Source organism: Lelliottia sp. SL45 (assembly GCF_026672535.1).
In the GTDB taxonomy this organism is placed as follows: Bacteria; Pseudomonadota; Gammaproteobacteria; order Enterobacterales; family Enterobacteriaceae; genus Enterobacter; species Enterobacter nimipressuralis.
On the sequence record NZ_JAPPRH010000003.1, the window covers coordinates 2,633,051 to 2,659,151 of the forward strand.

Below are 26,101 nucleotides of genomic sequence, written 5' to 3' on the forward strand. Positions count from 1 at the left end.
CTTAATTCAGAATCTGGACAGCAGCACCGGGCTGCAGTCGCGGCGCGCCGTCGGTGACCACGCGCTCATTCGCCTTAACGCCGCTTTGCACGGTGAACTGCTGGCCCATTTGTCCGCCGAGCGTGAGCGCGCGTTTTTCAGCGTTTCCGTCGGCGTTCACTACCCAGGTGAAAAATCCGTCGCCATTTTGTTGTACCGCAGCCGCCGGGATCACCAGCGAATCCTGCTCGCTCTGCGGTCGCAGCCAGACATTCACGTTGCCCCCCGGCAGCAGGCGGTGCTGCGGATTAGCGAATTCGGCGCGCAGCATTACGCTGGCGGTGCGCGGGTCGATACGATTATCCACCGAGGTCAGGGTGCCATTTTCACGCTGCTCGCCGTTCTGAATCTGCGCCAGCCAGGCCTGTTTTAGCGCCGTGATATCCGCATGCTGCCCGGCTTTCGCGGCAAATGCCCCCTCTTCCAGGGCGAAGGCAATGCGGATGGGGTCAAGTTGCACCACCTCCACCAGCGGGCCGCTCGATGGATTCACAACGCTGCCGACATGGAAGTGGCTGTGGCCCATACGCCCGTTGATGGGTGAGACTATCCGCGTGAAACCGAGGGTGACGTTTCGCGCCTCGAGACGGGCATTGGCCTGCTCCAGCGCCGCGCGGGCCACGTCGCGCTGCATCTGTGCATTGTCGACGTCATTACGGCTGATAGCGTTGCCGGTTTTCAGGCTTTGAAAACGCGTGAGTTGCTGCTGCGCCTGGCGCAGGGTGGCTTCGGCACTTTTCACTTCCGCCTGCGCCAGACGCACCGCCGCACGCGGCTCCGCGTCGTCGAGTTCGAACAGCAGATCGCCCTGTTTGACGTACTGCCCGTCGCGGAAATGGATTTTGGCAATCGCCCCTTCCGTGCGCGCCCGCAGCTCTACCGTATGGATCGCCTCAATGCGGCCAGGGATCTGGCGCTCAGCGGCGTGGGTGGTCTGCTCGACGCTGGCGACGCGCACCGGAATGGCGGCGGCAAGAGCGGTTTGCAGGGTGCAGGAAAGAAGTGCGACCGCCAGAGCGGTGCGCAGGAAGGTGGATTTCATGGGGAAGTCCTCAGGTGATTCTCACCCTCACCCTGGCCCGCTCCAGTGGAGAAGGTCAGGATGAGGGTGAGGGCAAAAAGTTATGCAGCCTTACGGAACCTGCGGGTCAGTCGCTTCTCAATTTCGACGATGAAGAACATCACGCCAGCCAGCGCCAGGGTAACACCCCAGTAGCGCAGCGGCAGGGCTTCGGTGCCGAACAGCATCTGCATAAATGGCAGGTAGATAATCGCCAGCTGCAGCAGGAACAGCACACCCGTGACCAGCCAGATCCCTTTGTTCGCCAGCAGACCGCGGTTCAGAGAGAAACCATCGCTGTTGCGGCAGTTAATCATGTACACCCACTGCGCACACACCAGCATCTGCAGCAGCACGGTGCGGATGAACTCGGCGCTGTGGCCGCGCGGCGCGAGCCAGGCTTCCAGCGCAAAGGCTGCAATCGCAATCATGGTGCCGACGAAGGCCACGCGCCAGACGGCGAAGGCATCCATCACGTGCTGACCGGTCTGACGCGGCGGACGCTTCATGATGTTGCGCTCGGCGGCTTCAAAAGCCAGGCCGAAGGAGAGCGTGGCGGAGGTCGCCATGTTCATCCACAGAATCAGCACCGGCGTCAGCGGAATAATGTTCCCCGCCAGCAGGGCAATCACAATCAGCAGACCCTGCGCCAGGTTGGTTGGCATAATGAACAGAATCGTTTTCTTCAGGTTGTCGTAGACGCGACGCCCCTCTTTTACCGAGCTGGCGATGGTGGCGAAGTTGTCGTCCGTCAGAACCATATCGGCGGCTTCTTTGGTCACTTCCGTGCCTTTGATGCCCATGGCGATCCCGACATCCGCCTGACGCAGCGCGGGCGCATCGTTCACCCCGTCGCCGGTCATCCCGACGATTTCACCTTTCTCCTGCAGGGCTTTCACCAGGCGCAGCTTATGCTCCGGGCTGGTACGCGCAAAGATGTCGTACTCTACCGCCGCATCCGCCAGCTCGGCGTCGTCCATCTTCTCCAGCTGATAGCCAGTAACTGCCTGCGCACTGTTGGTGATCCCCAGCATCTGCCCGATGCTCATTGCGGTCTGCGGGTGGTCGCCGGTGATCATCTTCACGCGGATACCGGCCTGCTGACAGGCGTGGATGGCGTCGATAGCCTCCGGACGCGGCGGGTCCATCATCCCGGCGATGCCGAGGAAAATCAGCCCGTTGTTCAGGTCGTCGTGGTTCAGCCCCTGCTGGTCGGCCGCCGCCGGTTTGTACGCGGCTGCTACCATGCGCAGCCCCTGGCTGGCATAACGCTCCATCTCGGTTTCCCACCAGGCGCGGTCAAACGCGTCGACACCGTGGCGAGTCTGCTGCTGGTCGCACAGGGCGAAAATCACGTCCGGCGCGCCGGTGACCAGGATCTGCTCCTCACTGCCAATCTGGTAGTGGGTGCTCATGTACTTGTACTGCGAGTCGAACGGAATTTTGTTAATCAGGCTGGTGACGACCGGCGCAAGATTGGCTTTGGCGGCCAGCACTTTCAGCGCCCCTTCCGTCGGCCCACCGGTGATACCCCACAGGCCGCGCTCGTCCTGAATAATCTGGCTGTCGTTGCACAGGTCGATGGTGCGCAGATAGTGCTCCAGCACCGTGCCCTGCTGAACGTGCACCGGCTCGTCGCTGCCGTCCAGATAGATGTTACCCACTGGCTCGTAGCTGTTGCCTTCCACGCGGTAGCAGCAGTCGGCGGTGATAATTGCTTTAACGGTCATTTCGTTCATGGTCAGGGTGCCGGTTTTATCCGAGCAGACCACGGTCATCGCCCCCAGGGTTTCAACGGTTGGCAGCTTGCGAATAATCGCCTTTTTGCGCGCCATCGCCTGAACGCCGAGCGACAGGATAATCGAGATAATCGCTGGCAGACCTTCCGGTACAGAGGCCACCGCCAGGCTAATCAGAGAGAGCAGCAGCTCGCCCATTGGAATGTCGCGGAACACCAGGCTGAAGACAAACAGCGCCGCCATCATCGCCAGAATAATGGCGAAGATCGCTTTGCCGAGCTTGTCCATCTGCACCAGCAGCGGCGTGCGGTGCTTTTCAATTCCGGCCATCATCTGGTTGATGTGACCAAGCTCGGTGTCCTGGCCGGTGGCGATAACCACGCCCACACCGCCGCCTGCGCTTACGGTGGTGCCGGAGAACACCAGGTTCGTGCGGTCACCCAGCGATAAATCGCCCTGCAATGGATTGGTGTGTTTATCCACTACCGTCGATTCACCCGTCAGAATCGCCTCTTCGACGCGTAAATTATGCGCCTCGATCAGACGCATATCCGCCGGAATACGATCCCCGGCGCGCAGGACAATAATATCGCCCGGCACAATATCCGTGGTTGGAATGGTCTCATGGACGCCGTTACGAATAACACGCGCATCGCTGGAGAGCATATTGCGAATACTTTGCAGCGATTTCTCCGCATTACTTTCCTGCACATGACCAATTAAGGCGTTGATTACCGCCACGCCCAGAATCACCAGCGTATCCACCCAGTGACCCATCACGGCGGTTAATACGGCGGCGGCCAGAAGAACATAAATCAGGACGTCATTAAAATGGGCGAGAAAACGCAACCAGACCGGTTTGCCTTTTTTCTCAGGCAGGGCATTTGGGCCATATTGCTGCAAACGCGCCTGGGCTTCTGCACGGTCCAGTCCGTTGGCGTGGCTCTTTTTTTGCGCCAGTACCTGCTCGATGGTCTGCTGGTATGGCCGATTCTGGGAGTGAGTCTTTTTGGTCATTGATGCAATTCCTTCAATATCCGGTGGACGGAAGCCTGAATTCCTTTCTGGCTTTATTAAATTCATTTTTTATGGCGTTAATTCTTGCGGTGTAAATTGTTCTGCCGCAATATAATTAGCGCCGGCTTATTCAAAACACACATTCAATATTTCGATGAGATGATTTTTACAAAATATTTCTAAACGCAATCTAAACGAGGAGAGAGCATGTTTGGGATTTATCGCGGGCGCCGCCTGGCTTTGTACATAGTTGTTGCCATTGTTATTGCGACGTTAATTGGATACAGCACATATACGTTTGTAAAATTATTCGCCTGATGATGACAGTTATTTACATAACCACAGAATAATTGAATTCATTCATTCGAGGTTTAATTAAATCAGGAATATTCCCGGAATAATTATTCTTTTTTTATCAGGAAAGTGAATTTCGGGATGATATTGCTTTACGTTGCAGGATGCCGGACAATAACTTTTTTAACTGACAATTAACATTGATATGAAACACCCGTTAGAATCGCTGTTAATGGCAGGAGGCATTTTGCTGATGGCACTGCTCTCCTGCCTGTTGCTTCCCGCGCCATCATTCGGACTGGCGCTGGCGCAGAAACTGGTCGCTCTGTTTCATCTGATGGATCTGAACCAGCTCTACACTCTGGTGTTCTGTCTGTGGTTTATCCTGCTCGGCGCCATCGAATTTTTCGTCCTGCGTTTCATCTGGCGCCGCTGGTTTTCACTGACCGCGTAGCCCCGTGAAATCGCGCATTCCGTGGATCAGCGCTTCGCACCAGGCCGCGTAATCGTGGCCGCTGGACCACGGATGGAAGCTCACGCGATAGCCTTTCTGGCGTAATACCTGCTCAAACTTTTCCGTATTGCGATAGATCCCCCCGCCCGGCCCGGAGGTTTCGAAGCGCCCGGCCTGCAGCCAGAAGCGAATCGGATACGTTGGCGACTGCTGATACTGACGCGTGAGCCAGCCCGGCGCGTCCTCTTTCGGTGCCCACCAGTACGACCCCGACAAACTCAGCACATTGCCGAACAGATACGGATAGCGCAGCGCTACCCAGGACGACGCAATTCCGCCGTAGCTTGATCCCGCCAGCACCGTCTTTTGCCGCTGTAACGCAATCCCCTGCCCGCGCAGCCACGGCAGCAGCTCCTGCGCCATAAAATCGGCGTAATCCGGATTCGGCGGCAGCTCTTTACCGCGACGGGCGTGATCGAGGCTATCAATAAACACCACGTTGATCGGCGGCAGGTGATGGCGGGCGATCAGTCCGTCGAGCACATTGGCAAAATGGTACTCATCCTGGTAAATCTGCCCGTCGAACAGGATCAGCGTCCAGCGTGCGGGCTGTGCGCCGCGCGGTTTGTAAATCATCACTTCCCGCGCGTTACCGAGGATATGACTGGTAAACGGCTGGCGCGTCAGCGAGCCATGGGTAAGCGGCTGCGCGGCGGCCTGCGCAGAACAGTAGCGCGCGGGGCTGAGATCGAGCAGCGAATAGCGGTTCCAGCGATCGGCCTGCTGATCGCCGTAGGTCTGTGGATTGAGCGGATCGGCCTGCGCGCTCACCAGAATGGCGCGGCGCTGATCGCGTGCGCTGCCCTCCACGCGCGGCACGTCCGGTGCCAGTTTGTACTGCATGATCGTATCCGCAGGCACCACGTAGCTGCGGAACCAGACGTCGGTTTTGCCAAGACGAAACAGCGGATCGTGATCGCCTGCGGGCGACCCGAGAAGAAAAACGTTATCCCGCGCGCCGCGCCATAAGAACGTCACGCGCTTGTGACTGGCATCGACCGGCTCCACCATCGGCGTTCCCTGCCGAATTTGCGCCTGCCAGAACGCATGCGTATCTCCACCGGCAGCAACCGTTTTAGCCAGCGTTTGCAGCGTCGGGCTTTCTGGCTCAAGCATCTGCGTGCGCGGGAGTGGCGACGTCTCTTTCATCCGCCACGTAAAGCGCCACGGCTTGCCCTCTTCCCCGTGCAGCACCAGAGACGTGCTCTGCTGCACCGGCAGCGCAAACAGCAGTGAGTGCTCGCCATCGCTGGGACCTTTTTCAATCAGCGTACGAATACGGCGGTTTTGCCCGTCCAGCAGCCTGGCATCGGTTACACCGCTCAGCGTCGCGGAAACGTAGTTTTCATCGAGCGCGGGCAGGACGAAACAGACCTCGCCGCTGGCATCGAATTTCCCTTTCTGTTCCCCCTGAATGGAAGGATGCTCGCACGTTGCCGCCAGTGCTGGCAGCGTACTTATCCCTAACAGCAACCCACTCCACGCCCTTTTCATACCGACTCGTTCCCCTGCAAAATTTGTTAGCAACGCTAATGCAAATGGTAATAATTTGCAATATCATCTACGCCGTTATTAGGGTGTTTTTATGGCGATAGCAATTAAGGGATTTTAATAAAAATGTTTAAAAATAATAAGATAATGCAACTCTGGTTGCTGAGTCTGGCCAGCGTCAGCGTGGCGGCTCAGGCAGAAACAAATGAAGAAACGCTTCTGGTCACGCAGAGTATCAGCCAGGAGCCGACCGCTCCGGTGAAGGGGATCGTGGCGACGAAGACCCTTTCGGCGACCAAAACCAGTGCCGATATTGTGAAAACGCCGCAGTCGGTTTCCGTCATTACGCGCGATCAGATGGAGCAGCTGGATGTCACGTCCGTGTCACAGGCCCTGCGCTACTCTGCCGGGGTGTTTACGGAATACCGCGGCTCGTCCAACCGTAACGATGAAGTGTTCGTGCGCGGCTTCAGCTACGTGCCGAAATTCCTCGACGGGCTGAGCTACGGCGCGACGGCCTCCTCGCAAACCGGCACCGTGGATCCGTGGCTGCTGGAGCGCGTCGAGCTGGTGCGCGGACCGGCCTCAGTGCTGTTTGGTCAGGTCAACCCTGGCGGGCTGATCAGCATGACCAGCAAGCGCCCGACCAGTGAGCTTGTCCATAACGTGCAGTTCCGCACCGGCAATCACGATCTCGCCGAAGGGGCGTTTGATTTCGGTGGCCCGCTCAGCGACGATGGGCGCGTGCTGTATCGCGTGAACGGAATAGCCCGCACGCAGCATAACCAGGTGGAGGATTACAAAGAGACGCGGATGGCGATTGCCCCGGCGATCACCTGGTATCCTAACGATCAGACGCGCTTTACCCTGCTGACCAGCTACCAGAAAGATCCTGACGCGGGCTATCGCAACTTCCTGCCCGCTTATGGCACGGTGACCAGCGCCAACGGGCGCTACATTCCGCGCGACTTTAACGTCAGCGATCCGGATTACAACCAGTCGTGGCGCGAGCAGACGATGATCGGCTACGAGCTGGAACATCAGTTCGCCGATAACCTCACCTTCCGCCAGAACGCCCGCTACGCCTCCATCAAGCAGAAATATCGCTATCTGGTGTACGCCAACAGCGCGGCAGACAGCACGGTGCTGACCCGCCGCGCCCAGCATGAAGAGCGCACCACCAACGAGTTTGGTCTCGATAACCAGCTGGAATCCCTGTTCACTACCGGCGATGTGAGCCACACCCTGCTCGGCGGGCTGGACTACAAAACCAGCAAAGATAAGCAGTTGCTGGAACGCGGGATGGGCAAACAGTACGACCTCGACTGGACGAAGCCGGTATATGGCATCAACGTCGATGAGAGCACGTTCAGCACCGCGACGGACGAGCAGCAAAACCTCGACCAGATGGGCGTCTATTTGCAGGATCAGCTGAGCTGGAACAACTGGGAGTGGCTGGTGTCCGGGCGTTACGACTGGACCGAAGTGCGGACTACCGATTTCACCGGCGGCGCGCCGACCCAGCAGAACGATAACAAGTTCACCTGGCGCACCGGGCTGCTCTATGCGTTCGACTTTGGTCTCTCGCCGTACGTCAGCTACAGCACCTCCTTCGAGCCGAGCCTGCAAACCAACCGTGCACCGGGCGTGGCACCGTTTAAACCGACGACCGGCAAGCAGACGGAAATCGGCCTGAAGTATCAGCCGGTCGATTCCACGCTGATGACCCTGGCACTGTACGATCTGACCCAGAGCAACGTGGCGACCTACAACAGCGCCCAGGGCTGGTTCGAAAACGCGGGCGAAGTGCGCTCCAAAGGGGTGGAGGCCGAGATCCACTCAACGCTGATGGAGAGCATTAACCTCATCGGGTCGTATACCTACACCGATGCGGAAACGCAGAGCACCACGGTGGCAGGCACCGAAGGCAAAACCCCGGCGCGTATTCCGGCACACATGGCGTCGGCCTTCGCCAGCTACACCGTGCCTGGCGGAGCGCTGAAAAGCCTGACGGCGGGCGTGGGGATGCGCTACATCGGCACCAGCTATGGCGATGCGAAAAACACTTTCAAAGTGGCCTCGGTGGATCTGTATGACGCGATGATGAGCTATGAGCTGGGCGAGCTGAACAGCAGCCTGAAAGGGGCCAGCGTGCAGTTCAACGTCAATAACGTGGCGGATACCAAGTATGTGGCGTCCTGCGCCAGCGATACGGCGTGTTTCTACGGGATTGGTCGTACGGTGACGGCGACGGTGAATTATCGTTGGTAGTAAGCGATTGCCGGGTGGCGGCACCGCCGCACCCGGCATATAACTCACACGTTTTTTAATGCGTGCGGCTGTGATTCTCTTTGCGGTACGCACCCGGCGGCTGATTAAAGGTGCGGGTAAAAATCCGCGTAAATGTCTGCTGGGAATCAAACCCGTAGCGCAGACAGATGTCATACACCCGTTCGTCGGACTCGCGCAGATCACGCGCTGCCAGCAGCAGTTTGCGCTCGCGAATGTACCGCCCCAGGCTTTCACCCTTGTACTGCATAAACAACCGCTGTAGATGCCATTTGGAGTACCCCGCGTGACGGGCGATCTCCTCAATGCGCAGCGGCTGATGTAGATTGTCGTCGATCCACTCAACGATGGTGTCGATGACCTGAGCGGAAATAGTCATGCTGCTCTCCCCCTCGACTGCTTGTCGGTTAAACATTATTCCCACCACTCACGAAATTGCTGCGTCGTATCATTCACCCTGACCGGCTCGCCCAGCTCCGGCGTCAGCAGACGATACTTTTTATCCTGGCTTGCGCGCGTCAGTTGAATTACCGGGTCGTTCCAGCTGTGTTTTGCCAGCACAAAGCGTCCGTAATGGCCCGGCACCACCGCTTTAGCGTTGATATCGGCGGCGGCCTGCGCGGTCTCTTCCGGCAACATGTGAATGTATTTCCAGTCCTGGTCGTACTGTCCGTTTTCCATGATCGCCAGATCGACCTCGCCGAACTGCTCACCAATGGCTTTAAAGTGCGGGCCGTAGCCAGAATCGCCGCTGTAGTAGACCTTTTGCTCAGGCGTGACGAACATAAAGCTGCCCCACAGGGTTTGATTGCGTTTGAGCCCTCGACCAGAGAAATGGCGTGCGGGCAGCACGTGTACCGTCAGCTCATCGCTGATGCGCACTGACTGATTCCAGTCGCGCTCGTCGATAATCTGTGGGTCCATTCCCCAGTAGCGCAGATGCGACCCGACGCCGAGCGGCGTGACCACACGCTTCACCTTCGGCATCAGCGCCTTAATGGTGGCGTAATCGAGGTGGTCGTAGTGATCGTGCGAGATGATCAGCAGGTCGATCTCAGGCATCGTTTCCGCGCGCCACGGATATTCCCCGGCAAAGGCTTTGTTGAGGAACGAAAACGGCGCGGCGTAGTTGCTGAAGACCGGATCGATCAGAATGCGTTTGCCCGCCAGCTGCAGATACCACGACGAATGCCCGAGCCAGACCAGCGTCTCCTGCTCCAGCGGAATCGCCGCCAGATCGGTTTTCACCAGCGGCAACGGCTGAGCGGGACGGGCGTTTTCCGTTTTGCTGACCAGAAATTCCCACATCGCCACCAGCATATTTTTGTCGCCGTTGTAGCCCGGCGTCGGCAGCGTATTGTGGAACTGTCCGTCGCGGTAGTGTGGCGAGGCCTCCACTTCACTGAGCTGTGCGCCCTGCGGCGGCTGGCCGAATCCGGCATTTAACACAAAGGGCAAACTCGCCGCTGAAGCAATAATCATGACAAACACCACGCTAAGAAGAAGAGGCTTTTTCATATCCTGACCCGAATACGCGCCCCCTTCCGTTGGTTTGCGCGGGTTGAACTTGATTATGAGTGAGTAAGCACTCATTATAGATATGATGATAAAGTCGTCAAGACGTTTTCGATCTTTGACATTCCGCGTTGCAGCGTGGCAAAGAGCATGTTTCAATCAGGGTTTTACACATTGACAGGAGGGGAATTTTAGTGGCACGTCCGAAGAGTGAAGATAAAAGACAGGCGTTACTGGAGGCAGCAACCGCTGCATTTGCGCAGTCAGGGATTGCTGCATCGACGGCGCTTATCGCCCGTAACGCGGGCGTCGCTGAAGGCACGCTGTTTCGCTATTTTGCTACTAAAGACGACCTGCTGAATGCCCTCTATCTGCACCTGAAACAGGATCTCTGCCAGACCATGCTGGCAAACCTGGACCGCGCCATTAACACCCCGAAAGAACATACCCGCAATATCTGGAACAGCTATGTGGACTGGGGGATTCGCAACCCTGTCGCCCACGGCGCTATCCGCCAGCTCGGCGTGAGTGAAAAGATCAACGCCGAAACGGAGCAGGCGGTGCATGAGATGTTCCCGGAACTGCACGAGCTGTGCCGTCGCTCCGTGCGCCAGGTGTTTATGTCCGATGAGTTTCGCACCTTCGGCGATGCGATTTTCTTATCGCTTGCCGAAACGACGATGGAATTCGCCACCCGCGACCCGTCCCGCGCCAGTGATTTTAAATCCCTTGGCTTTGAATCCATGTGGCGCGCGCTCGCCATTGAGGATGTGAATGGACAGTAAATCCCTGCAGGCCTGCGCCAAACGCGTCGCGCTGGAATTGCCCTTCACCGAGCACTGCTGGCCCTTTGGCCCGGAATATGACGTGTTTAAGATCAACGGGAAGATCTTCATGCTGATGGCGGTCGCCCACGGGCGGCCCCATGTCAGCCTGAAATCCGATCCGGAAAAGTCACTGCTCAACCAGCAGATCTATCGCGGCATCGAACCCGGCTATCATCTGAACAAAAAACACTGGATCTCCCTCTACGAAGCCGACGATATCACGCCAGAACTGGTGGCGGATTTGGTTCTCGACTCGTGGAATCTGGTGGTGGATAAGCTGCCGAAAAAAGATCAGAAGCGCATTCGCCCTGCCTGATTGTTCACGTCAGACGAACAGTATAAGCGCATATCTGGCACTTATCTTTTCCCGTGAGTCCTTGTAATCTGCTCTCTTTTCTCGCCCGCAGACGGCGAATTTATTGACCAGGAGTTGTTATGGATATCATTTCAGTTGCCCTGAAGCGTCACTCGACCAAGGCATTTGATCCCACCAAAAAGTTGACCGCAGAACAGGCAGAACAAATTAAAACGCTGCTGCAGTTCAGCCCGTCCAGCACCAACTCACAGCCGTGGCATTTCATCGTCGCCAGCACCGAAGAGGGCAAAGCGCGCGTGGCAAAATCAGCGGCAGGCACTTACGTGTTCAACGAGCGTAAAATGCTGGATGCGTCCCACGTCGTCGTCTTCTGCGCAAAAACCGCGATGGACGATGCGTGGCTGGAGCGCGTCGTGGATCAGGAAGAAGCTGACGGGCGTTTTGCGACCCCAGAAGCGAAAGCCGCAAACCACAAGGGCCGCTGCTACTTTGCCGACATGCATCGCGTCGATCTAAAAGATGACGATCAGTGGATGGCCAAACAGGTTTACCTGAACGTCGGTAACTTCCTGCTGGGCGTGGGTGCGCTAGGTCTGGACGCGGTGCCGATTGAAGGTTTCGACGCCGCCATCCTCGACGAAGAGTTCGGCCTGAAAGCGCAGGGCTTCACCAGCCTGGTCGTTGTGCCGGTCGGCCATCACAGCGTGGAAGATTTCAACGCCTCTCTGCCAAAATCTCGACTGCCGTTGAGCACGATTATTACTGAGTGCTAATCGACATGGGCACGCTGGTTTCCGGCGTGCCAAATTCTCTCCGCATAACGCCCAATCACCGCCAGCGACGCCGCCAGAATCAGGAAGAAAATCACTTTATTCATCCCGTCCCAGAAGTATTCGAAATAGCGGGTATAGAGGTTAATGGCGAGAAACGTCAGGCCAAAACCGCGCAGCATGCCGTCGTCGGTTTTCAGGCTGATATAAATACAGACAATGGCGGCGACGGCGAAAAGCAGCGCCCACGGCAGCAGCGCGGCGCGGGTGACACCATACCAGCTGTCGATATCGTAATTACCAAAAATCGACATGATCCACAGGGCCACAAACAGGTACGTCAGCCCCATCGCTTTACTGGTGGTGTACAAGTGACGTTTGATTAACATCGTCCGCAGCAACCAGCACAGCGCCAGCAGCGCCCCGCCGAAGAAGATAAACCGCACCGGGTAGTTCATTCCCAGCCAGTAGGCACCCCAACCGGACATATACCCGGTTTCAGCCCCAAACCAGTTGCCGAGCGACAGCAGGAAAAAGAGCCACACCAGCCCCGAGCGCCCAAAGAAGCCCACCAGCCCGTAAACCACGCAGCCCGCAAGGAACAGCGGCGCGATATGCCCGCTGCCGTTATCCAGCCGCTCGCCCAGCTGCCAGAGCGCAATGGCGGTGAAGAGAACGCCGAGAAACAGAATTGCTTCGGTGCTGTAGTGCCACTGGGTTTCTCGCCGCTGGCGGCTGAATCCCCAGAGATAAAAGGCCACCGCCAGCACGGCGGGCAGACCGATACGGGCAACGAAAGAGAAGGAGAAAAAGGCGATGATGCGTTCCATCAGCTCGCTGTCAGCAAACAGGCTGGCGAAGGCGATCATCACGCAGGCCAGCGCGGTCCAGAAGGCGTAACGGCTGAGTCGCTGCCAGTCCATCGCCACGCGTTTGAGGGTGCCCGCCAGCCGCTGGTGTTCATCGGCACTGAGCGCGCCCTCCTGCTCCCATTCGACGAGCGCCCGACGCAGCAGGCGTTCCTGTTTGCGAGTCACGTTCATGTTCTGTCCCTGAATGAGTGAAATTTAGTTGAGTATAACAGCCTGTTCCGCCAGCCACGTGAGCGCATGTTCGCCCGCGTCGTCCACCGGGAGATAAACCAGCAGCCGCGAGCCGTTGCGCGGAGCGGAGTACCAGTACATCTGCTGAAGCTGAAAATCCCCCAGCTGCGGATGGCTGAAGAGTTTCAGCTGATTTTCCACGCCGCGCACGTCATAGCGCTGGTGCCACAGAGCTTCGAACTCTGCGGAGACAGCAAAGAAGCGCGCCAGCTGCGCTTCCCACTGCGGTTCGCCGCGATGCTCGGCCATTGCCGCGCGGAAGTAGGAGACGAAAATCGGCAGTACGTCATCGCGTTTGCCGAGTCGGCTTCGCCACGCCGGATGGGTGAGAAAGAGGTAGATGCAGTTACGATCTTCCGGCGGAATGGCGTTGAAATCCACCCCCATCAGATGACCAAAACTGTCGTTCCACGCCACGATGTCGAAGTTCGGTTTCTGGATGCTGGCCGGTTTCGGCATCAGCGTATCCAGCAGACGCCGCGTGCCTTCGCTGATCCCCTCACACACGGTCTGCTGCGGCGCTTCGCCAGGCGGCAGTCCCGCCAGCACAAACAGATGGCGCGTTTCCGTGGCGGTGCATTGCAGGGCTTTCGCCACCGCCACCATGACGGCGCTGGAGGGATTGACGTCCCTGCCCTGCTCAAGCCAGGTGTACCAGGTCACCCCCACATCCGCCAGCATCGCCACCTCTTCACGACGCAACCCCGGCGTGCGGCGCCGACCGCTGCGCGGCAGGCCCAGCCGCTGGGGATCAAGGCTTTCGCGGCGCGCACGTAAAAAAGCCCCGAGCTGCTTGCGGTTGTCGTCCTGCAAAGAGGAAGTGGGTTCGGTCATCAGCGTCATACGGCCCCCTGCGTGGTAGTGCCAGTACCAGTATAAGCAAGAACTGGTACCCGTTTTTATTATCACCGATGCTACGTCCATCTGCTGAATGACGCAATGGAGTCACCATGAATACGTCTGTTGTTTCACCGGGTCGCGCAGGCTTGATATTGCTGCTTACAGGCCAGATGCTGCCGCTGATTGATACCTCAATCACCAACGTGGCGCTGGATTCGATCACCCACTCACTGCACGCCACGGCCACCGAACTGGAGCTGATTGTGGCGCTGTACGGCGTGGCCTTCGCCGTCTGTCTCGCGCTGGGCAGTAAGCTTGGCGATAACCTTGGCCGCCGCCGTCTGTTTATGTGGGGCGTGGCCGCCTTTGGCGCGGCATCGCTGCTGTGCGGCATGGCGGGAAGCGTGGAGCAACTGCTGGGCGCTCGCGTATTGCAGGGCGCAGGCGCGGCGCTGATCGTGCCGCAAATCCTCGCCACGCTGCACGTCACCCTGAAAGGCACGGCCCACGCCAAAGCCATCAGTCTGTTTGGCGGCATCGGCGGAATTGCGTTTATCGTCGGCCAGATGGGCGGCGGCTGGCTGGTGTCGGCGGATATCGCCGGGCTGGGCTGGCGAAACGCGTTCTTTATCAACGTGCCGATTTGCCTGCTGGTACTGGCCCTGAGCCGTCGCTACGTGCCGGAAACTCGCCGCGAAACGCCGTCGCGCATCGACTGGCAGGGAACCACCCTGCTGGCAATGATCCTGTGCTGCCTGCTGTTCCCGATGGCGCTCGGGCCGGAACTCCACTGGCCGCTGGTGTTGCAACTGGCGCTGATCGCGGTGGTTCCGCTGATGCTGTGGATGCGCGCCAGCGCGTTGCGTAAGCAGCAGCGCGGCGAACATCCCCTGCTGCCCCCGCGTTTGCTGAAACTCACCAGCATCCGCTTTGGGATGGTGATCGCCCTGCTTTTTTTCAGCGCCTGGTCAGGCTTTATGTTCTGCATGGCACTGACCATGCAGGCCGGGCTGGGGATGGCGCCGTGGCAGTCGGGAAATAGCTTTATCGCCCTCGGCGTGGCCTATTTTGTCTCCGCCTGGTACGCGCCAAAACTGATTGCCCGCTACAGCATGGGGCGCATTCTGATGACCGGCCTGACGGTACAGATCGCGGGCCTGCTGCTGTTGATCGCCACCTTCTGGCGCTTCGGCCAGGCAAATACGGCGCTGACGCTGGCCCCCGCCACAATCCTGATTGGCTATGGCCAGGCGCTGATCGTCAACAGTTTTTACCGGATTGGGATGCGTGATATCAGCAGCTGCGACGCAGGCGCGGGAAGCGCTATCTTGAGCACGCTGCAACAGGCCACGCTCGGTCTCGGCCCCGCCATTCTTGGCACCCTGTTCCTGACCTTTGCGCGTCACAACGGCGGCCATTACCCGCAGGCGATGATCGGTTTTCTGAGTATTGAAGTGGTGATGATGCTGGCGCTTGGCGGCATTGCCCTGTGGTTGCGCCACCGCCTGGAGGCCGGCCCGCTGCCTGCCGCATCATAGACACCACCTGCATAGCGTCGCGGGTTGCATAATAAACACGCAGCCGTCATGATAAAAGGAGGATATTCAGGAGACGTTATGCAGGAATTAATTGCTCAGGTTGAAGAGCTTGGAATTGAAATTAATCACACCACTTCGCTGGTGTTAATCTTTGGCATCATTTTACTCACCGCCGTTATTGTCCATCTGATATTGCACAAAGTGGTGCTGCGTCTGTTTGAAAAACGGGCGCAGGCCAGCTCACATTTGTGGCTGCAAATCATTACCCAGAATAAGTTATTTCACCGCCTGGCCTTTACCCTTCAGGGGATAATCGTCAACGTTCAGGCGGCGCTGTGGTTACAAAAAGGCAGCGAAGCGGCTGAAATATTAACCACCTGCGCCCGACTGTGGGTCATGGTTTATGCCCTTCTCTCCTTCTTCTCGTTATTAGATGTGATCTTCAATTTGTCGCAAAAGCTGGCAACCGCCTCTCAGCTTCCGCTCAAAGGAATATTCCAGGGCGTGAAGTTAGTGAGTGCGATCCTGGTCGGCATTCTGATGATCTCCCTGCTGATCGGTCAGTCTCCGGCGATTCTGATCAGCGGTCTTGGCGCGATGGCTGCGGTACTGATGTTGGTCTTTAAAGATCCGATTCTGGGCCTGGTCGCCGGTATTCAGCTCTCGGCGAACGACATGCTTAAACTCGGCGACTGGCTGGAGATGCCGAAATACGGCGCGGATGGCGCGGTGACGGATATCGGCCTGACCACCGTGAAAGTGCGCAACTGGGATAACACCATCAGCACCATTCCTACCTGGGCGCTGGTGTCGGACTCCTTTAAAAACTGGAGCGGCATGTCAGCCTCCGGTGGACGGCGAATTAAGCGCAGCCTGAGCATCGATACCACCAGCATTCATTTTCTTGATGAGCACGAGCAGCAGCGTTTAATTCAGGCGAAACTGTTGAAGCCCTATATGGCGGCGCGTCACGAAGAAATTCATCTCTGGAATCAGGAAAATGGTGAAGGGGAATCGGTATTAAATCTGCGCAAAATGACCAATATTGGTACATTCCGTGCGTACCTGAATGAATATCTGCGCAACCATCCGCGTATTCGTAAAGATATGACCCTGATGGTGCGCCAGCTGGCACCGGACGCCAATGGTTTACCCATTGAGATATATGCGTTTACCAATACCGTGGTTTGGGCGGAATATGAATCCATTCAGGCAGACATTTTCGACCATATTTACGCAGTCGTCGAAGAGTTTGGCCTGCGAATTCATCAGTCGCCCACCGGGAACGATATTCGCTCGCTGGCGGGCGCGTTCGCGAAATAACCCTCAGGTACTGGCGCGCGCCACGTAGCGCCAGTCCATCATCACCCTTTCCGTCGGCGCATCCGGGTTATCGATTTTATTCAGCAGCAGATCGACCGCTTTGCGCCCGATATCCCGCGACGGCTGTTCGATGGTACTGAGCGGCGGGGAAACCATCTCCGACAGCTCCGTGCCGTCAAAACCGACCACCGCGATGTCCTGCGGAACCCGCAGCCCGGCCTGTTCGATGGCGCGCAGAGCACCCGCTGCCAGGGTGTCCGATACGGCAAACACCGCATCCGGCGGGTTGTTCGCCAGCAGTTTATTCATTGCCGCCATGCCCGCGCTGGAGCTGAGATCGCTCGCATACTCCACCACCTGATACTCGAGATCGCGCAGATGCAGCACGCTTTTGTAGCCGCGCTCGCGCAGGCGGGCATATTTGTAGCTGAGATCGTGGTTAATGAGCGCAATCCGTCGACGCCCGCCGTCCGCCAGCTGGCTGACCACGTGCTGCGACGCGTCCACATCGTTAATGCCCACGCAGGAAACGGTGCCGGAGTCGGCGTATTCCGCGCACTGCACCCAGGGCGCACTGCCGATAAGGGCGGAGAGTTCCGGCAGTTTCGAGAACGCGTCCATGGTGATGATGCCGTCGACGATTTTGCCCGACAGCAGGCTCAGGCCGGAGCGCGACCGTTGCAGATCCGAGCCGGAATTGCACAGTAAAATGCGATAGCCGTTTTTCTCGGCCTCTTCTTCGATACCTTTCACCACTTCGCCGCAGAACGGGTTGGCGATGTTCGAGACCATCACGAGGATCATGTAGCTGCGCGCGGTACGAAGCTGGCGCGCCAGCAGATTGGGCTGGTAGTTACTCTCTTTAATCGCCTGCAAGACGCGCTCGCGGTTCTTCGCTTTCACCGAGTCGCTGTTGTTAAGCACGCGCGACACGGTCGCCACCGAGACACCGGCGAGCTTAGCGATTTTCTGAATTGACATAACGACGGCACATCCTGCAGTTAGCGTTTTCATCAGGCTAACATAATTTTGCTGCCCGGCGAACCGGGCAGCACGTTACCGCTCAACGCGTATCCAGCGCTGCTGTTGGTGACTTTTAACAATGGCATCAATGATATACATCACGTTTGCGCCGTCGTGGAAGGTCGCAAAAAGCGGCTTCTCGGGCAGGGTATTTGCCTGCACGGCACGATAGAACTGCGCCATCATATTCTTGAACGCATCGGGCCAGCCTTCGATGTGCCCGCCGGGGAAGTGGGCGCTGTCGGCGGCATCTGCGTTCATCAGGCCCGGATCGTCTGACAACGTCTGATTTGCCTGCTCGCGATACCCGATCCACAGCTGCTGCGGAATTTCCTGATCCCAGGCCACAGAACGCTCGCTGCCGTTGATTTCAAAACTGAGGCGGTTTTTGCGCCCGGCGCTGACCTGCGAGACGCTGAAACTGCCTTTGCTGCCGTCGTCAAAGCGGAACAGGACAGAGCCAAAATCCTCCGTTGTGACGGCTTTATCCGCATACACGGCGTCGGACTGGCGGGTAAAGGTCTGGTTGCCCGCCACGTTTGCCTTGCGCGTCGGCCAGACGATCGACAGATCGGCCATCACCTCGACAATGCGTCGTCCGGTGACAAACTGCACCGTGTCGCACCAGTGCGAACCGATATCCGCCACCGCCCGCGAGGCCCCGCCGAGAGCGGCATCGACGCGCCAGTTGTAGTCGGTCTCCCGCAGCATCCAGTCCTGCAAATAGCTGCCGTGCGAGGCAAACAGCCGCCCCACGCTCCCCTCGCGCATCATGCTCGCCGCCTGGCGCACCATCGCGAAGTGCCGATAGACAAAGCTCACGCCGTGGATCACCCCCGCCTGCCCGGCCAGATCCACCAGTTCCCGCGCCTCTTCCGGCGTCATACACAGGGGCTTTTCAGAGAACACATGTTTGCCCGCTGCCAGAATTTGCCGGTTAATCTGCGCGTGCAGGTGGTTGGGCGTGCAGTTGTGAACCACCTGCAATCCCGGATGGGCAAGCAGTTCGTCCACGCTGCCGTAGGCATGCGGCACATTCAGCGCCCGCGCCTTTTCCTGCGCCTGCTCAAGCGAGCCGTCGCACAGGGCGACGACCTGCACAACACCCAGCCGACGCAGGGCCTCGATATGCGCCGGGCCGATAAAGCCGCTGCCGACGATCCCGACGTTAATCATGCGCGCCTCCTGCGGCGAAATCGTCAAATGCGCGGCCAGAGACCGGAATGATGTGGCGGCGGATGAACTCGCTGCCTTCGCTCGCCCCCACGTCACCGTCTTTCATGCAGCACTCCCACTCCAGCACCGCCCAGCCGTCGTAATCGTACTGTGTGAGCTTGCTGAAAATACCCTTGAAGTCGATCTGCCCATCGCCCAGCGAGCGAAAACGCCCGGCGCGGTTAATCCACGGCTGATAGCCGCCGTAAACGCCGCTGCGTCCGTTGGCGCGAAACTCGGCGTCTTTGACGTGAAACGCCTTGATGCGTGCGTGATAGATATCGATAAACGACAGGTAATCCATCTGCTGCAGCAGCATGTGGCTCGGATCGTAGAGAATGTTGCAGCGCGGATGGTTGTCGACCAGCGCGAGGAAGCGCTCGAAGGTTACGCCGTCGTGCAGATCCTCCCCCGGATGCAGCTCAAAACAGAGATCGACGCCGTGCTCCTCAAAGCATTCGAGGATCGGGCGCCAGCGGCGTGCCAGCTCTGTGAAGGCATCGCGAAAACGCTGCTCGTTGTGCGGCGGCCACGGGTAGAAAAACGGCCACGCCAGCGAACCGGAAAAGGTGGCGTGGGCGGTTAATCCAAGCTTCGCCGACGCCGCAGCGGCCTGTTTCACTTTGGCGGCTGCCCACGCCTGGCGCGCCGCGTCGTTACCGCGCACCGCAGGCGGCGCGAAGTGGTCAAAGGCCTCGCCGTAGACCGGACTGACCGCTACCAGCTGCCCTTCCAGATGGGTGGATAATTCGCTGATGACAAGCCCATGCCCGCCCAGTATCCCGGTGATCTCATCGCAGTAGGTCTGGCTGTTCGCCGCCTGCTCCAGATCGAAAATCTGTGGATGGTTGCAGGGGATTTGCAGCGCTTTATAGCCTTTCGCCGCCGCCCAGCCCGCCAGCCCGTCGAGGGAGTGAAACGGCGCGCGCTCGCCAATAAATTGCGACAGAAAAATGCCCGGTCCCTTAATCGTCCTCATAACACCTCCAGAAAATTACGCCTTATCTTCATCATATTTGAATGCGATAAGGAAAATCAGCGCGATCGCGGCGGCAGCTATCGCCGGGATCCACCAGAATGTGACCCACGCCTGCGGCACGGCCTGCCCCGCCACCAGGCTGTTATACAGTGCGCCAGAAATCTGTGAGCCGAGCAGCATGCCGATGCCGTAGGTGAACATCACCACCATACTCTGGGCCTGGCCTTTTACCTTTTCGCCCGCCACGCGGTCGGTGTAGATAAAGCCGACGACAAAGAAGAAGTCATAGCACACGCCGTGCAGCAAAATGCCGAGATAGAGCAGGAAGCGCCCCTCTTCGCTGACGCCGAGCGCAAAGAAGGCGTAACGCACAAACCACGCCAGCATGCCAATCAACAGCATGTATTTCACCCCGAGGCGGCGGAACAGCAGCGGGATGACCAGCATAAAGACGATCTCGGACATCTGCCCGAAGGACATGGCGGTACTGACATCCCGGATACCGGCGTCGGCGAGATAGGAGGCGGTGTACGCGTAATAAGTGCCCAGCGGAACGGAGATCAGCATCGCGCACAGGGAGAAGATAAAGAAGTGGCGCGTTTTCAGGAGTGCGAACGCATCCGCACAGAACAGATCGCGCACGGCAACGGGCATGCCTTTTGCCGGAGCTGGCGTGTGCGGCAGCGTCAGGCTATAGAGCGCCAGCAGAACGGAGCTTACCGCCACGACCTGGAAAATGGTCACGCTGGACGCCACGCCGGTCACGCCGATGAAAATCCCGGCGACAATCCAGCCGATGGTGCCGAAGACGCGCACCACCGGGAACGTTTTGTCGACGTTCGCCAGGCTGTGAAACGCGATGTTGTTGGTCAGCGCCAGCGTCGGCATGTAGCAGAGCGTGTAGCCAAACAGCAGGCCGATCAGCAGCGCGCCGTTTTCCGCGATCAGCGCCCCCGGCACGAACCACAGAATCGCCGCGCCAGCGAGGTGCATCACTGCCATCACCTTCTGCGAGGCGAAGAAGCGGTCCACCAGCATCCCGAGCACAAACGGCGACAGAATCGAAGCAATGGGCCCGGCGGAGAACGCATCACCAATCAGCAGGGACATGTTGTGCTGAGTCATCACCAGCCCGAGCGTGACCGACCAGCTTCCCCAGATAAAAAACTGTAAGAACATCATCAGCGACAGCCGCGGCACCAGCAGCCGATGCTGGGCTATCGCCTTTCCACTACTTTCAGTTGTTGACACCATGATAAGCCTCACACTTAAAAAGTAATCGATTACAAACATCGTCAATCAAAAAGTAATCGATTACAAAATAAAGATCCTGCGGATCAAAACAGAACTGCGAGAACGGTCACGATCTAAATTTCCGCCCCCTTCTCCCACGCTTTCTCCACATTTTAATATTTAGTTACATTTGGCCGATAAATTAGTCTGCGCTTAATTAATTAAATAATTATGATTCCGATTCTCATTCAAAAAATCACATAACAACTCTTCCGGACAGGAAACATGACCTCTTTTAATGGCAAGGAAATCACGAAACCGTTTGCGGTTTCACTTATCGCGCTGGCAATCCAGACCGTCGTTCACCCGGCGCTGGCGGCAGAGAACAAAAGCGAACAGGAGATGGTGGTTTATGGCGACGCAAACACCACGGTGGATGAGCAGCAGGATTACGCGGTTAAAACCACGCGCGCAGGGACCAAAATGTTGCTCGCCCCGCGCGATATCCCGCAGTCGGTGAGCGTCGTAACGCAGCAGCGCATGAAGGATCAGGACCTGCAAAACATCGATGAGGTGCTGACCAACGCCACCGGTGTGTCGTCGCAGCAGATCGACAGCGAGCGCTCGAATTATTTCTCCCGTGGCTTTGAGATCACCAATTTCTCCTACGATGACATCCCGACGTCCATGGGCGACGCGTGGAACTTTGGCGATGCGACAGAAGATACGGCGATTTACGATCGTATCGAAGTGGTGCGCGGCGCGGCGGGACTGATGACCGGTGCGGGCGATCCGGGGGCGTCGGTGAATATGGTGCGTAAACACGCCGACAGCAAAACCGTAACCGGCAACGTCAGCGCCAGCTATGGCAGCTGGAATAAGCAGCGCTACGTCGCCGATCTCTCTGCCCCGCTCAACGCTGACGGCAGCCTGCGCGGACGGGTGATCGCCGGTTATCAGGATCAGGACAGCTGGCTGGATCGCTACGGTAAACGCAAAAAATTTCTCTACGGCGTGATGGATGCGGATCTTACGGACCACACCACCCTTTCACTCGGCTGGGATTATCAGCAGACCAACACCGCCAACCCGACCTGGGGCGGCCTGCCGAGCCTCTACAGCAACGGTTCGCGCACCCACTACGATCGCAACGTCAACACCTCGGCGGACTGGACGGGCTATTCCATCGAATCACGCAAGGTGTTCGCGAACCTCTCCCACAGCTGGGATAACGGCTGGTCGGTGCGCTTCAACGGCACCCACGGCGAGCAGAACTTTAACGATACGCTGCTCTATGTGATGGGCAATCCGGACGCGACCACGGGCGACGGCGCGAGCGGCTGGGGGAGCAAAGATCGCGGCAAACGCACCCTCGACTCCTTTGACTCCTACGCCAGCGGCCCGTTTGAACTGCTTGGCCGCCAGCACCAGCTGATGGCCGGGGCCAGCTACAGCCGCCAGCATAACGCTACCTTCAGTCAGGATGGCCCGATGGACAGCGTGGGTATCTTTAACAACAACTGGGATGGGAGCGTGGCGGAACCGGCGTGGGGCGACTGGTATCAAAACGCCGATGACATCGTGCGTCAGAAATCGGCCTACACGGCGACACGCCTGTCGCTGGCCGATCCCCTGTCGCTGATTTTAGGCGCGCGTTACACCCAATACAGCACCAACGGCAGCAGCGGCGATATGCGTAAATACAACACCACTCCGTACGGCGGCCTGGTGTTCGATATCACCGACGCGCTTTCGGCGTACGCCAGTTACACCTCGATTTTCGCGCCGCAGACCAAGCGCAGCAAAGATGGCGCGTGGCTGTCGCCGGTAACCGGCAAAAACTACGAAACCGGCCTGAAAGCCGACTGGATGGACGGTCGCCTGACCACCAACGTTGCGGTATTCCGTATCGAGCAGGAAAACGCGGCGGAGGCGATCAGCGGAGAGTTCGTCAACGGCTCAAGCGAGCAGGCCTATCGCGCAACTAAAGGGGCGGTGAGCAAAGGGGCCGAGTTTGAAGTGAACGGCGCCGTGACAGACGATCTGCAGCTGACCTTCAGCGCCACGCGTTACGTCGCCACCGATACGGATGGCCGCTTCAACAGCTATGCACCGCAGACCCAGCTCAAACTCTTCAGCCGCTATCGCGTGCCGGTACTGCCGGACCTGACGGTCGGCGGCGGCGTGAACTGGCAAAACCGGGTGTATAAAGACGTAACCGGGCCGGATGGCGAAACCCAGCGCCTGTACCAGGGCAGCTACCCGCTGGTCGATCTGTTCGCGAAGTATCAGCTGACCAAACAGCTGGCGGTGCAGGCCAACGTCAGCAATCTGTTTGACCGGGAATATTACTCGTATCTCGACGACTCGGCGGTGTATGGCGAACCGCGAAGTGTCTCAGTGAGTATGAGTTATCTGTTCTGATGAGATGATGTGAAAGCCCGCCTGCGGTTCCGCTGGCGGGCTTTTTGTTAGCGCGCTTTACTGCGCGATAAGGTAAAGGCCACAAACAAGAATACCACCCACACGGGCAGCAGGAACGCCGACAGACGCATGTCATCGATGGTGCACATCAGCACCAGAATCATGCCGAGAAACGCGATACACAGGTAGTTACCCGCCGGATAGAGCAGCGCCTTGAACTGCGTCTCACGTCCTTTACGACGCATCGCCGCACGAAAGCGCAGGTGCGCCAGGCAGATCATGATCCAGTTCAGCAGCAGGGTAGCCACCACCAGCGCCATCAGCAGGCCAAAGGCCTCTTTCGGCAGCAGATAGTTGATCAGCACCACCAGCGAGGTAATGCCTCCGGAGAGCAGCAGCGAATTGACCGGTACCCCGCGACGGCTGACGCGCGTTAAGAACTTCGGCGCGTTACCCTGCACGGAGAGGCCAAACAGCATGCGGCTGTTAGAGTAGACGCCGCTGTTATAGACCGAGAGCGAAGCCACCAGAATGACGAAGTTCAGCGCCGATGCCACCAGGTTGCTGTTCATATCATGGAAAATCATCACAAACGGGCTGCTGTCGGATTTCACCTCTACCCACGGGTAGAGCGCCAGCAGAACCACCAGCGAACCGATATAAAACAGCAGAATACGGTAGACCACCTGGTTGACCGCTTTCGGAATGCTTTTGTGCGGATCGCGCGCTTCTGCCGCCGTGATCCCAATCAGCTCCAGCCCGCCAAAGGAGAACATGATCACCGCCAGGGACATAATCAGTCCGTTCCAGCCGGTCGCGAGGAAACCGCCGTGTTTCCACAGGTTATCGATGTTCGCACGCTCGCCCCCGTGCCCGGAGAAGAGCAGCCACAGGCCAAAGCCGATCATGCCGATAATCGCCAGCACTTTAATCAGCGCGAACCAGAATTCCGTTTCGCCATACAGACGCACGTTCACCAGGTTTACGGCGTTGATAATAATGAAGAAGGCGGCGGCCCAGATCCACGTCGGGACATCCGGGAGCCAGTACTGCATGTAGATGCCCGCGGCGGTGAGTTCAGCCATGCCGACCAGCACGAACATCACCCAGTAGTTCCAGCCGGACAGGAAGCCTGCAAACGGCCCCCAGTATTTGTAAGCAAAGTGGGCGAAAGAGCCAGAAACCGGCTCTTCGACGACCATTTCACCAAGCTGGCGCATAATCAGAAAGGCAATCACGCCCGCAATGCCGTATCCCAGCAGTACCGCAGGCCCGGCCATTTGAATCGCTGGCCCGATGCCGAGAAACAGTCCGGTACCAATCGCGCCGCCGAGGGCAATTAATTGAATATGTCGATTTTGCAAACCACGTTGCAGCGTCGGTGTCTGTTCCGACGAGGCTTCAGAAACCGCATTGTCTGAAGCGGATGACGCGTCTTTCACGTCTGACCCCTGTGTATTTTTATTGGAAGGGGCACCTTTTAACACTTCGGGTCAGCAGGAGCAAGTTGCAGGCCCGGCTCAAATACCCATATGAATTTAAAAGCGCGGCTGGGTATGATGTTGAGAACCCTACACTGACAGAGTGACCTATGACTGAGAAACAGTTCTACCCTATCGGTACGCCAGGCCAGCCATGGACTGCGGCGGAAAAACAGCAGTGGCGCGAGAACCAGACGCGTTTTCGCAGCTATCAGACGGACGTGCTTGACGCGATCACCGCCCTGAAGCCTCGCTACGACGTAAGTCAGTACGGCGAATTACACTACGGCGACCAGACTTTCCCGCTGATGGCCGTGAAATCACACCACTGGGACGACAACCTTCCCGTCGCGCTGATTACCGGCGGTGTTCACGGGTACGAAACCAGTGGCGTGATGGGCGCGCTGAACTTCCTGGCGGAGTATGAAAATGAGTATGCGGGGAAAATCAATCTACTGGTGGTGCCGTGCGTCAGCCCGTGGGCCTACGAGCATATCACTCGCTGGACCTATGAAGCCGTGGATACCAACCGCCAGTTCTGGCCACAAGGGGAAGGCGAAGAAGCCCGCGCGCTGATGGCGTTAACCGCCCCGCTGAAAGGCAAATTCCTGCTGCACGTTGATCTGCACGAAACCACCGACAGCGATGAGAGCGAGTTCCGACCGGCAAAGGCCGCGCGCGACGGACTGCCATTTGAGCCGGGGACAATTCCCGATGGCTACTATCTGGTGAGCGATACGCAGAATTCACGCCTGGATTTCCAGCAGGCGATTATCGACGCCGTGAAGAAAGTCACCCATATCGCCCCTGCCGATGAGAATGGCAAAATGATGGAGTTCACCGTCGTCAGCGAGGGCGTGGTGGAATATGACATTCATGCCTATCATCTGTGCGCCACCCTTACCGGCGCGCCGTTTACCACCACCACGGAAGTTTATCCCGACAGCCCCGGCACCACGCCAGAGGCCTGTACGCGCGCGCAGATTGTGACCGTTCACGCCGCAATTGCGTTTGCGCTGGCGCACGCTTAAGAAATGGATGGGGCATCCGTGCCCCTGATAACGAGGGTAA

Annotated in this window: 21 protein-coding genes; 9 read left to right on the forward strand and 12 right to left on the reverse strand. The window is 58.0% G+C overall.

Annotated features, from left to right (window positions below; all coding sequences use genetic code 11):
* Nucleotide 1 precedes the first annotated feature (1 nt).
* Both OVA10_RS18895 and OVA10_RS18900 read right to left on the reverse strand, forming a co-directional pair.
* A complete protein-coding gene (locus tag OVA10_RS18895; RefSeq protein WP_268196608.1) occupies nucleotides 2-1,081 on the reverse strand; it encodes an efflux RND transporter periplasmic adaptor subunit in 1,080 nt (359 codons plus the stop codon).
* Between the two features lie 80 nt (nucleotides 1,082-1,161).
* On the reverse strand, nucleotides 1,162-3,855 hold the full coding sequence (locus tag OVA10_RS18900) for a cation-transporting P-type ATPase (RefSeq protein ID WP_268196609.1): 2,694 nt from the start codon (nucleotides 3,853-3,855) through the stop codon (nucleotides 1,162-1,164).
* A gap of 499 nt (nucleotides 3,856-4,354) precedes the next feature.
* Between OVA10_RS18900 and OVA10_RS18905 the strand changes: the two genes are divergently transcribed.
* Nucleotides 4,355-4,603, forward strand: a complete 249-nt coding sequence (locus OVA10_RS18905) for a DUF1158 domain-containing protein (RefSeq protein ID WP_268196610.1) — start codon at nucleotides 4,355-4,357, stop codon at nucleotides 4,601-4,603.
* Here the strand turns inward: OVA10_RS18905 and OVA10_RS18910 are convergent.
* On the reverse strand, nucleotides 4,589-6,157 hold the full coding sequence (locus tag OVA10_RS18910; protein WP_123429321.1) for an alpha/beta hydrolase-fold protein: 1,569 nt from the start codon (nucleotides 6,155-6,157) through the stop codon (nucleotides 4,589-4,591). The two genes, OVA10_RS18905 and OVA10_RS18910, sit on opposite strands and share 15 nt — an antisense overlap.
* 123 nt (nucleotides 6,158-6,280) lie before the next feature.
* On the opposite strand from OVA10_RS18910, the gene OVA10_RS18915 reads away from it, so the two are divergent.
* Complete coding sequence (locus tag OVA10_RS18915; protein WP_268196611.1) at nucleotides 6,281-8,425, forward strand: TonB-dependent siderophore receptor; 2,145 nt, start codon at nucleotides 6,281-6,283, stop codon at nucleotides 8,423-8,425.
* Between the two features lie 55 nt (nucleotides 8,426-8,480).
* Here the strand turns inward: OVA10_RS18915 and OVA10_RS18920 are convergent, their stop codons facing one another.
* Together OVA10_RS18920 and OVA10_RS18925 are read right to left on the reverse strand one after the other, a co-directional pair.
* Entirely contained in the window at nucleotides 8,481-8,822 is a 342-nt protein-coding gene (locus OVA10_RS18920) for a RamA family antibiotic efflux transcriptional regulator (RefSeq protein ID WP_020885132.1), read from the reverse strand.
* A gap of 35 nt (nucleotides 8,823-8,857) precedes the next feature.
* Nucleotides 8,858-9,961 carry an MBL fold metallo-hydrolase gene (locus OVA10_RS18925; RefSeq protein ID WP_268196612.1) on the reverse strand — a complete coding sequence of 368 codons (1,104 nt, stop codon included), beginning with the start codon at nucleotides 9,959-9,961 and terminating at the stop codon, nucleotides 8,858-8,860.
* Between the two features lie 191 nt (nucleotides 9,962-10,152).
* On the opposite strand from OVA10_RS18925, the gene OVA10_RS18930 reads away from it, so the two are divergent.
* The 3 genes from OVA10_RS18930 (at nucleotide 10,153) to nfsB (ending at nucleotide 11,874) form a co-directional block, all read left to right on the forward strand.
* Nucleotides 10,153-10,743, forward strand: coding sequence for a TetR/AcrR family transcriptional regulator (locus OVA10_RS18930; protein WP_100777300.1), 591 nt, complete (start codon nucleotides 10,153-10,155; stop codon nucleotides 10,741-10,743).
* The gene (locus tag OVA10_RS18935; protein ID WP_194512789.1) at nucleotides 10,733-11,101 is read left to right on the forward strand and encodes an MmcQ/YjbR family DNA-binding protein; all 369 of its coding nucleotides are present in this window, start codon (nucleotides 10,733-10,735) and stop codon (nucleotides 11,099-11,101) included. The genes OVA10_RS18930 and OVA10_RS18935 overlap by 11 nt, the downstream gene beginning before the upstream one ends.
* A 119-nt stretch (nucleotides 11,102-11,220) precedes the next feature.
* Nucleotides 11,221-11,874 carry an oxygen-insensitive NAD(P)H nitroreductase gene (nfsB, locus tag OVA10_RS18940; RefSeq protein ID WP_248859794.1) on the forward strand — a complete coding sequence of 218 codons (654 nt, stop codon included), beginning with the start codon at nucleotides 11,221-11,223 and terminating at the stop codon, nucleotides 11,872-11,874.
* Here the strand turns inward: nfsB and OVA10_RS18945 are convergent.
* Together OVA10_RS18945 and OVA10_RS18950 are read right to left on the reverse strand one after the other, a co-directional pair.
* Nucleotides 11,871-12,914: a DUF2157 domain-containing protein gene (locus tag OVA10_RS18945; RefSeq protein WP_248859793.1), complete on the reverse strand. Its 1,044-nt coding sequence runs from the start codon at nucleotides 12,912-12,914 to the stop codon at nucleotides 11,871-11,873. The two genes, nfsB and OVA10_RS18945, sit on opposite strands and share 4 nt — an antisense overlap.
* 24 nt (nucleotides 12,915-12,938) lie before the next feature.
* Nucleotides 12,939-13,817 carry a helix-turn-helix transcriptional regulator gene (locus OVA10_RS18950; protein WP_100777304.1) on the reverse strand — a complete coding sequence of 293 codons (879 nt, stop codon included), beginning with the start codon at nucleotides 13,815-13,817 and terminating at the stop codon, nucleotides 12,939-12,941.
* A gap of 107 nt (nucleotides 13,818-13,924) precedes the next feature.
* Here OVA10_RS18950 and OVA10_RS18955 point away from each other — a divergent pair, with 107 nt between their 5' ends.
* Both OVA10_RS18955 and OVA10_RS18960 read left to right on the forward strand, forming a co-directional pair.
* Nucleotides 13,925-15,352 carry an MFS transporter gene (locus OVA10_RS18955; protein WP_248859792.1) on the forward strand — a complete coding sequence of 476 codons (1,428 nt, stop codon included), beginning with the start codon at nucleotides 13,925-13,927 and terminating at the stop codon, nucleotides 15,350-15,352.
* Nucleotides 15,353-15,430: 78 nt separating this feature from the next.
* Nucleotides 15,431-16,675, forward strand: a complete 1,245-nt coding sequence (locus tag OVA10_RS18960) for a mechanosensitive ion channel family protein (protein WP_100777306.1) — start codon at nucleotides 15,431-15,433, stop codon at nucleotides 16,673-16,675.
* 3 nt (nucleotides 16,676-16,678) lie between these two features.
* Here OVA10_RS18960 and OVA10_RS18965 read toward each other — a convergent pair whose 3' ends face one another.
* The 4 genes from OVA10_RS18965 to OVA10_RS18980 all read right to left on the reverse strand — a co-directional run bounded on the left by OVA10_RS18965 (nucleotide 16,679) and on the right by OVA10_RS18980 (nucleotide 21,146).
* A complete protein-coding gene (locus tag OVA10_RS18965) occupies nucleotides 16,679-17,656 on the reverse strand; it encodes a LacI family DNA-binding transcriptional regulator (RefSeq protein ID WP_102104233.1) in 978 nt (325 codons plus the stop codon).
* Between the two features lie 75 nt (nucleotides 17,657-17,731).
* The gene (locus OVA10_RS18970) at nucleotides 17,732-18,874 is read right to left on the reverse strand and encodes a Gfo/Idh/MocA family protein (protein WP_268196613.1); all 1,143 of its coding nucleotides are present in this window, start codon (nucleotides 18,872-18,874) and stop codon (nucleotides 17,732-17,734) included.
* Nucleotides 18,867-19,892: a sugar phosphate isomerase/epimerase family protein gene (locus tag OVA10_RS18975; protein ID WP_268196614.1), complete on the reverse strand. Its 1,026-nt coding sequence runs from the start codon at nucleotides 19,890-19,892 to the stop codon at nucleotides 18,867-18,869. Before OVA10_RS18975 ends, OVA10_RS18970 begins: the two co-directional genes overlap by 8 nt.
* A 15-nt stretch (nucleotides 19,893-19,907) precedes the next feature.
* Complete coding sequence (locus OVA10_RS18980; RefSeq protein WP_268196615.1) at nucleotides 19,908-21,146, reverse strand: MFS transporter; 1,239 nt, start codon at nucleotides 21,144-21,146, stop codon at nucleotides 19,908-19,910.
* Between the two features lie 264 nt (nucleotides 21,147-21,410).
* On the opposite strand from OVA10_RS18980, the gene fhuE reads away from it, so the two are divergent.
* Nucleotides 21,411-23,549: a ferric-rhodotorulic acid/ferric-coprogen receptor FhuE gene (gene fhuE, locus OVA10_RS18985; protein ID WP_268196616.1), complete on the forward strand. Its 2,139-nt coding sequence runs from the start codon at nucleotides 21,411-21,413 to the stop codon at nucleotides 23,547-23,549.
* Nucleotides 23,550-23,596: 47 nt separating this feature from the next.
* On the opposite strand, the gene pheP is transcribed toward fhuE, so the two are convergent.
* Nucleotides 23,597-24,991, reverse strand: a complete 1,395-nt coding sequence (gene pheP, locus OVA10_RS18990; RefSeq protein ID WP_107704102.1) for a phenylalanine transporter — start codon at nucleotides 24,989-24,991, stop codon at nucleotides 23,597-23,599.
* Nucleotides 24,992-25,140: 149 nt separating this feature from the next.
* On the opposite strand from pheP, the gene OVA10_RS18995 reads away from it, so the two are divergent.
* Nucleotides 25,141-26,061: a M14 family metallopeptidase gene (locus tag OVA10_RS18995; protein ID WP_123429330.1), complete on the forward strand. Its 921-nt coding sequence runs from the start codon at nucleotides 25,141-25,143 to the stop codon at nucleotides 26,059-26,061.
* Nucleotides 26,062-26,101 lie beyond the last annotated feature (40 nt).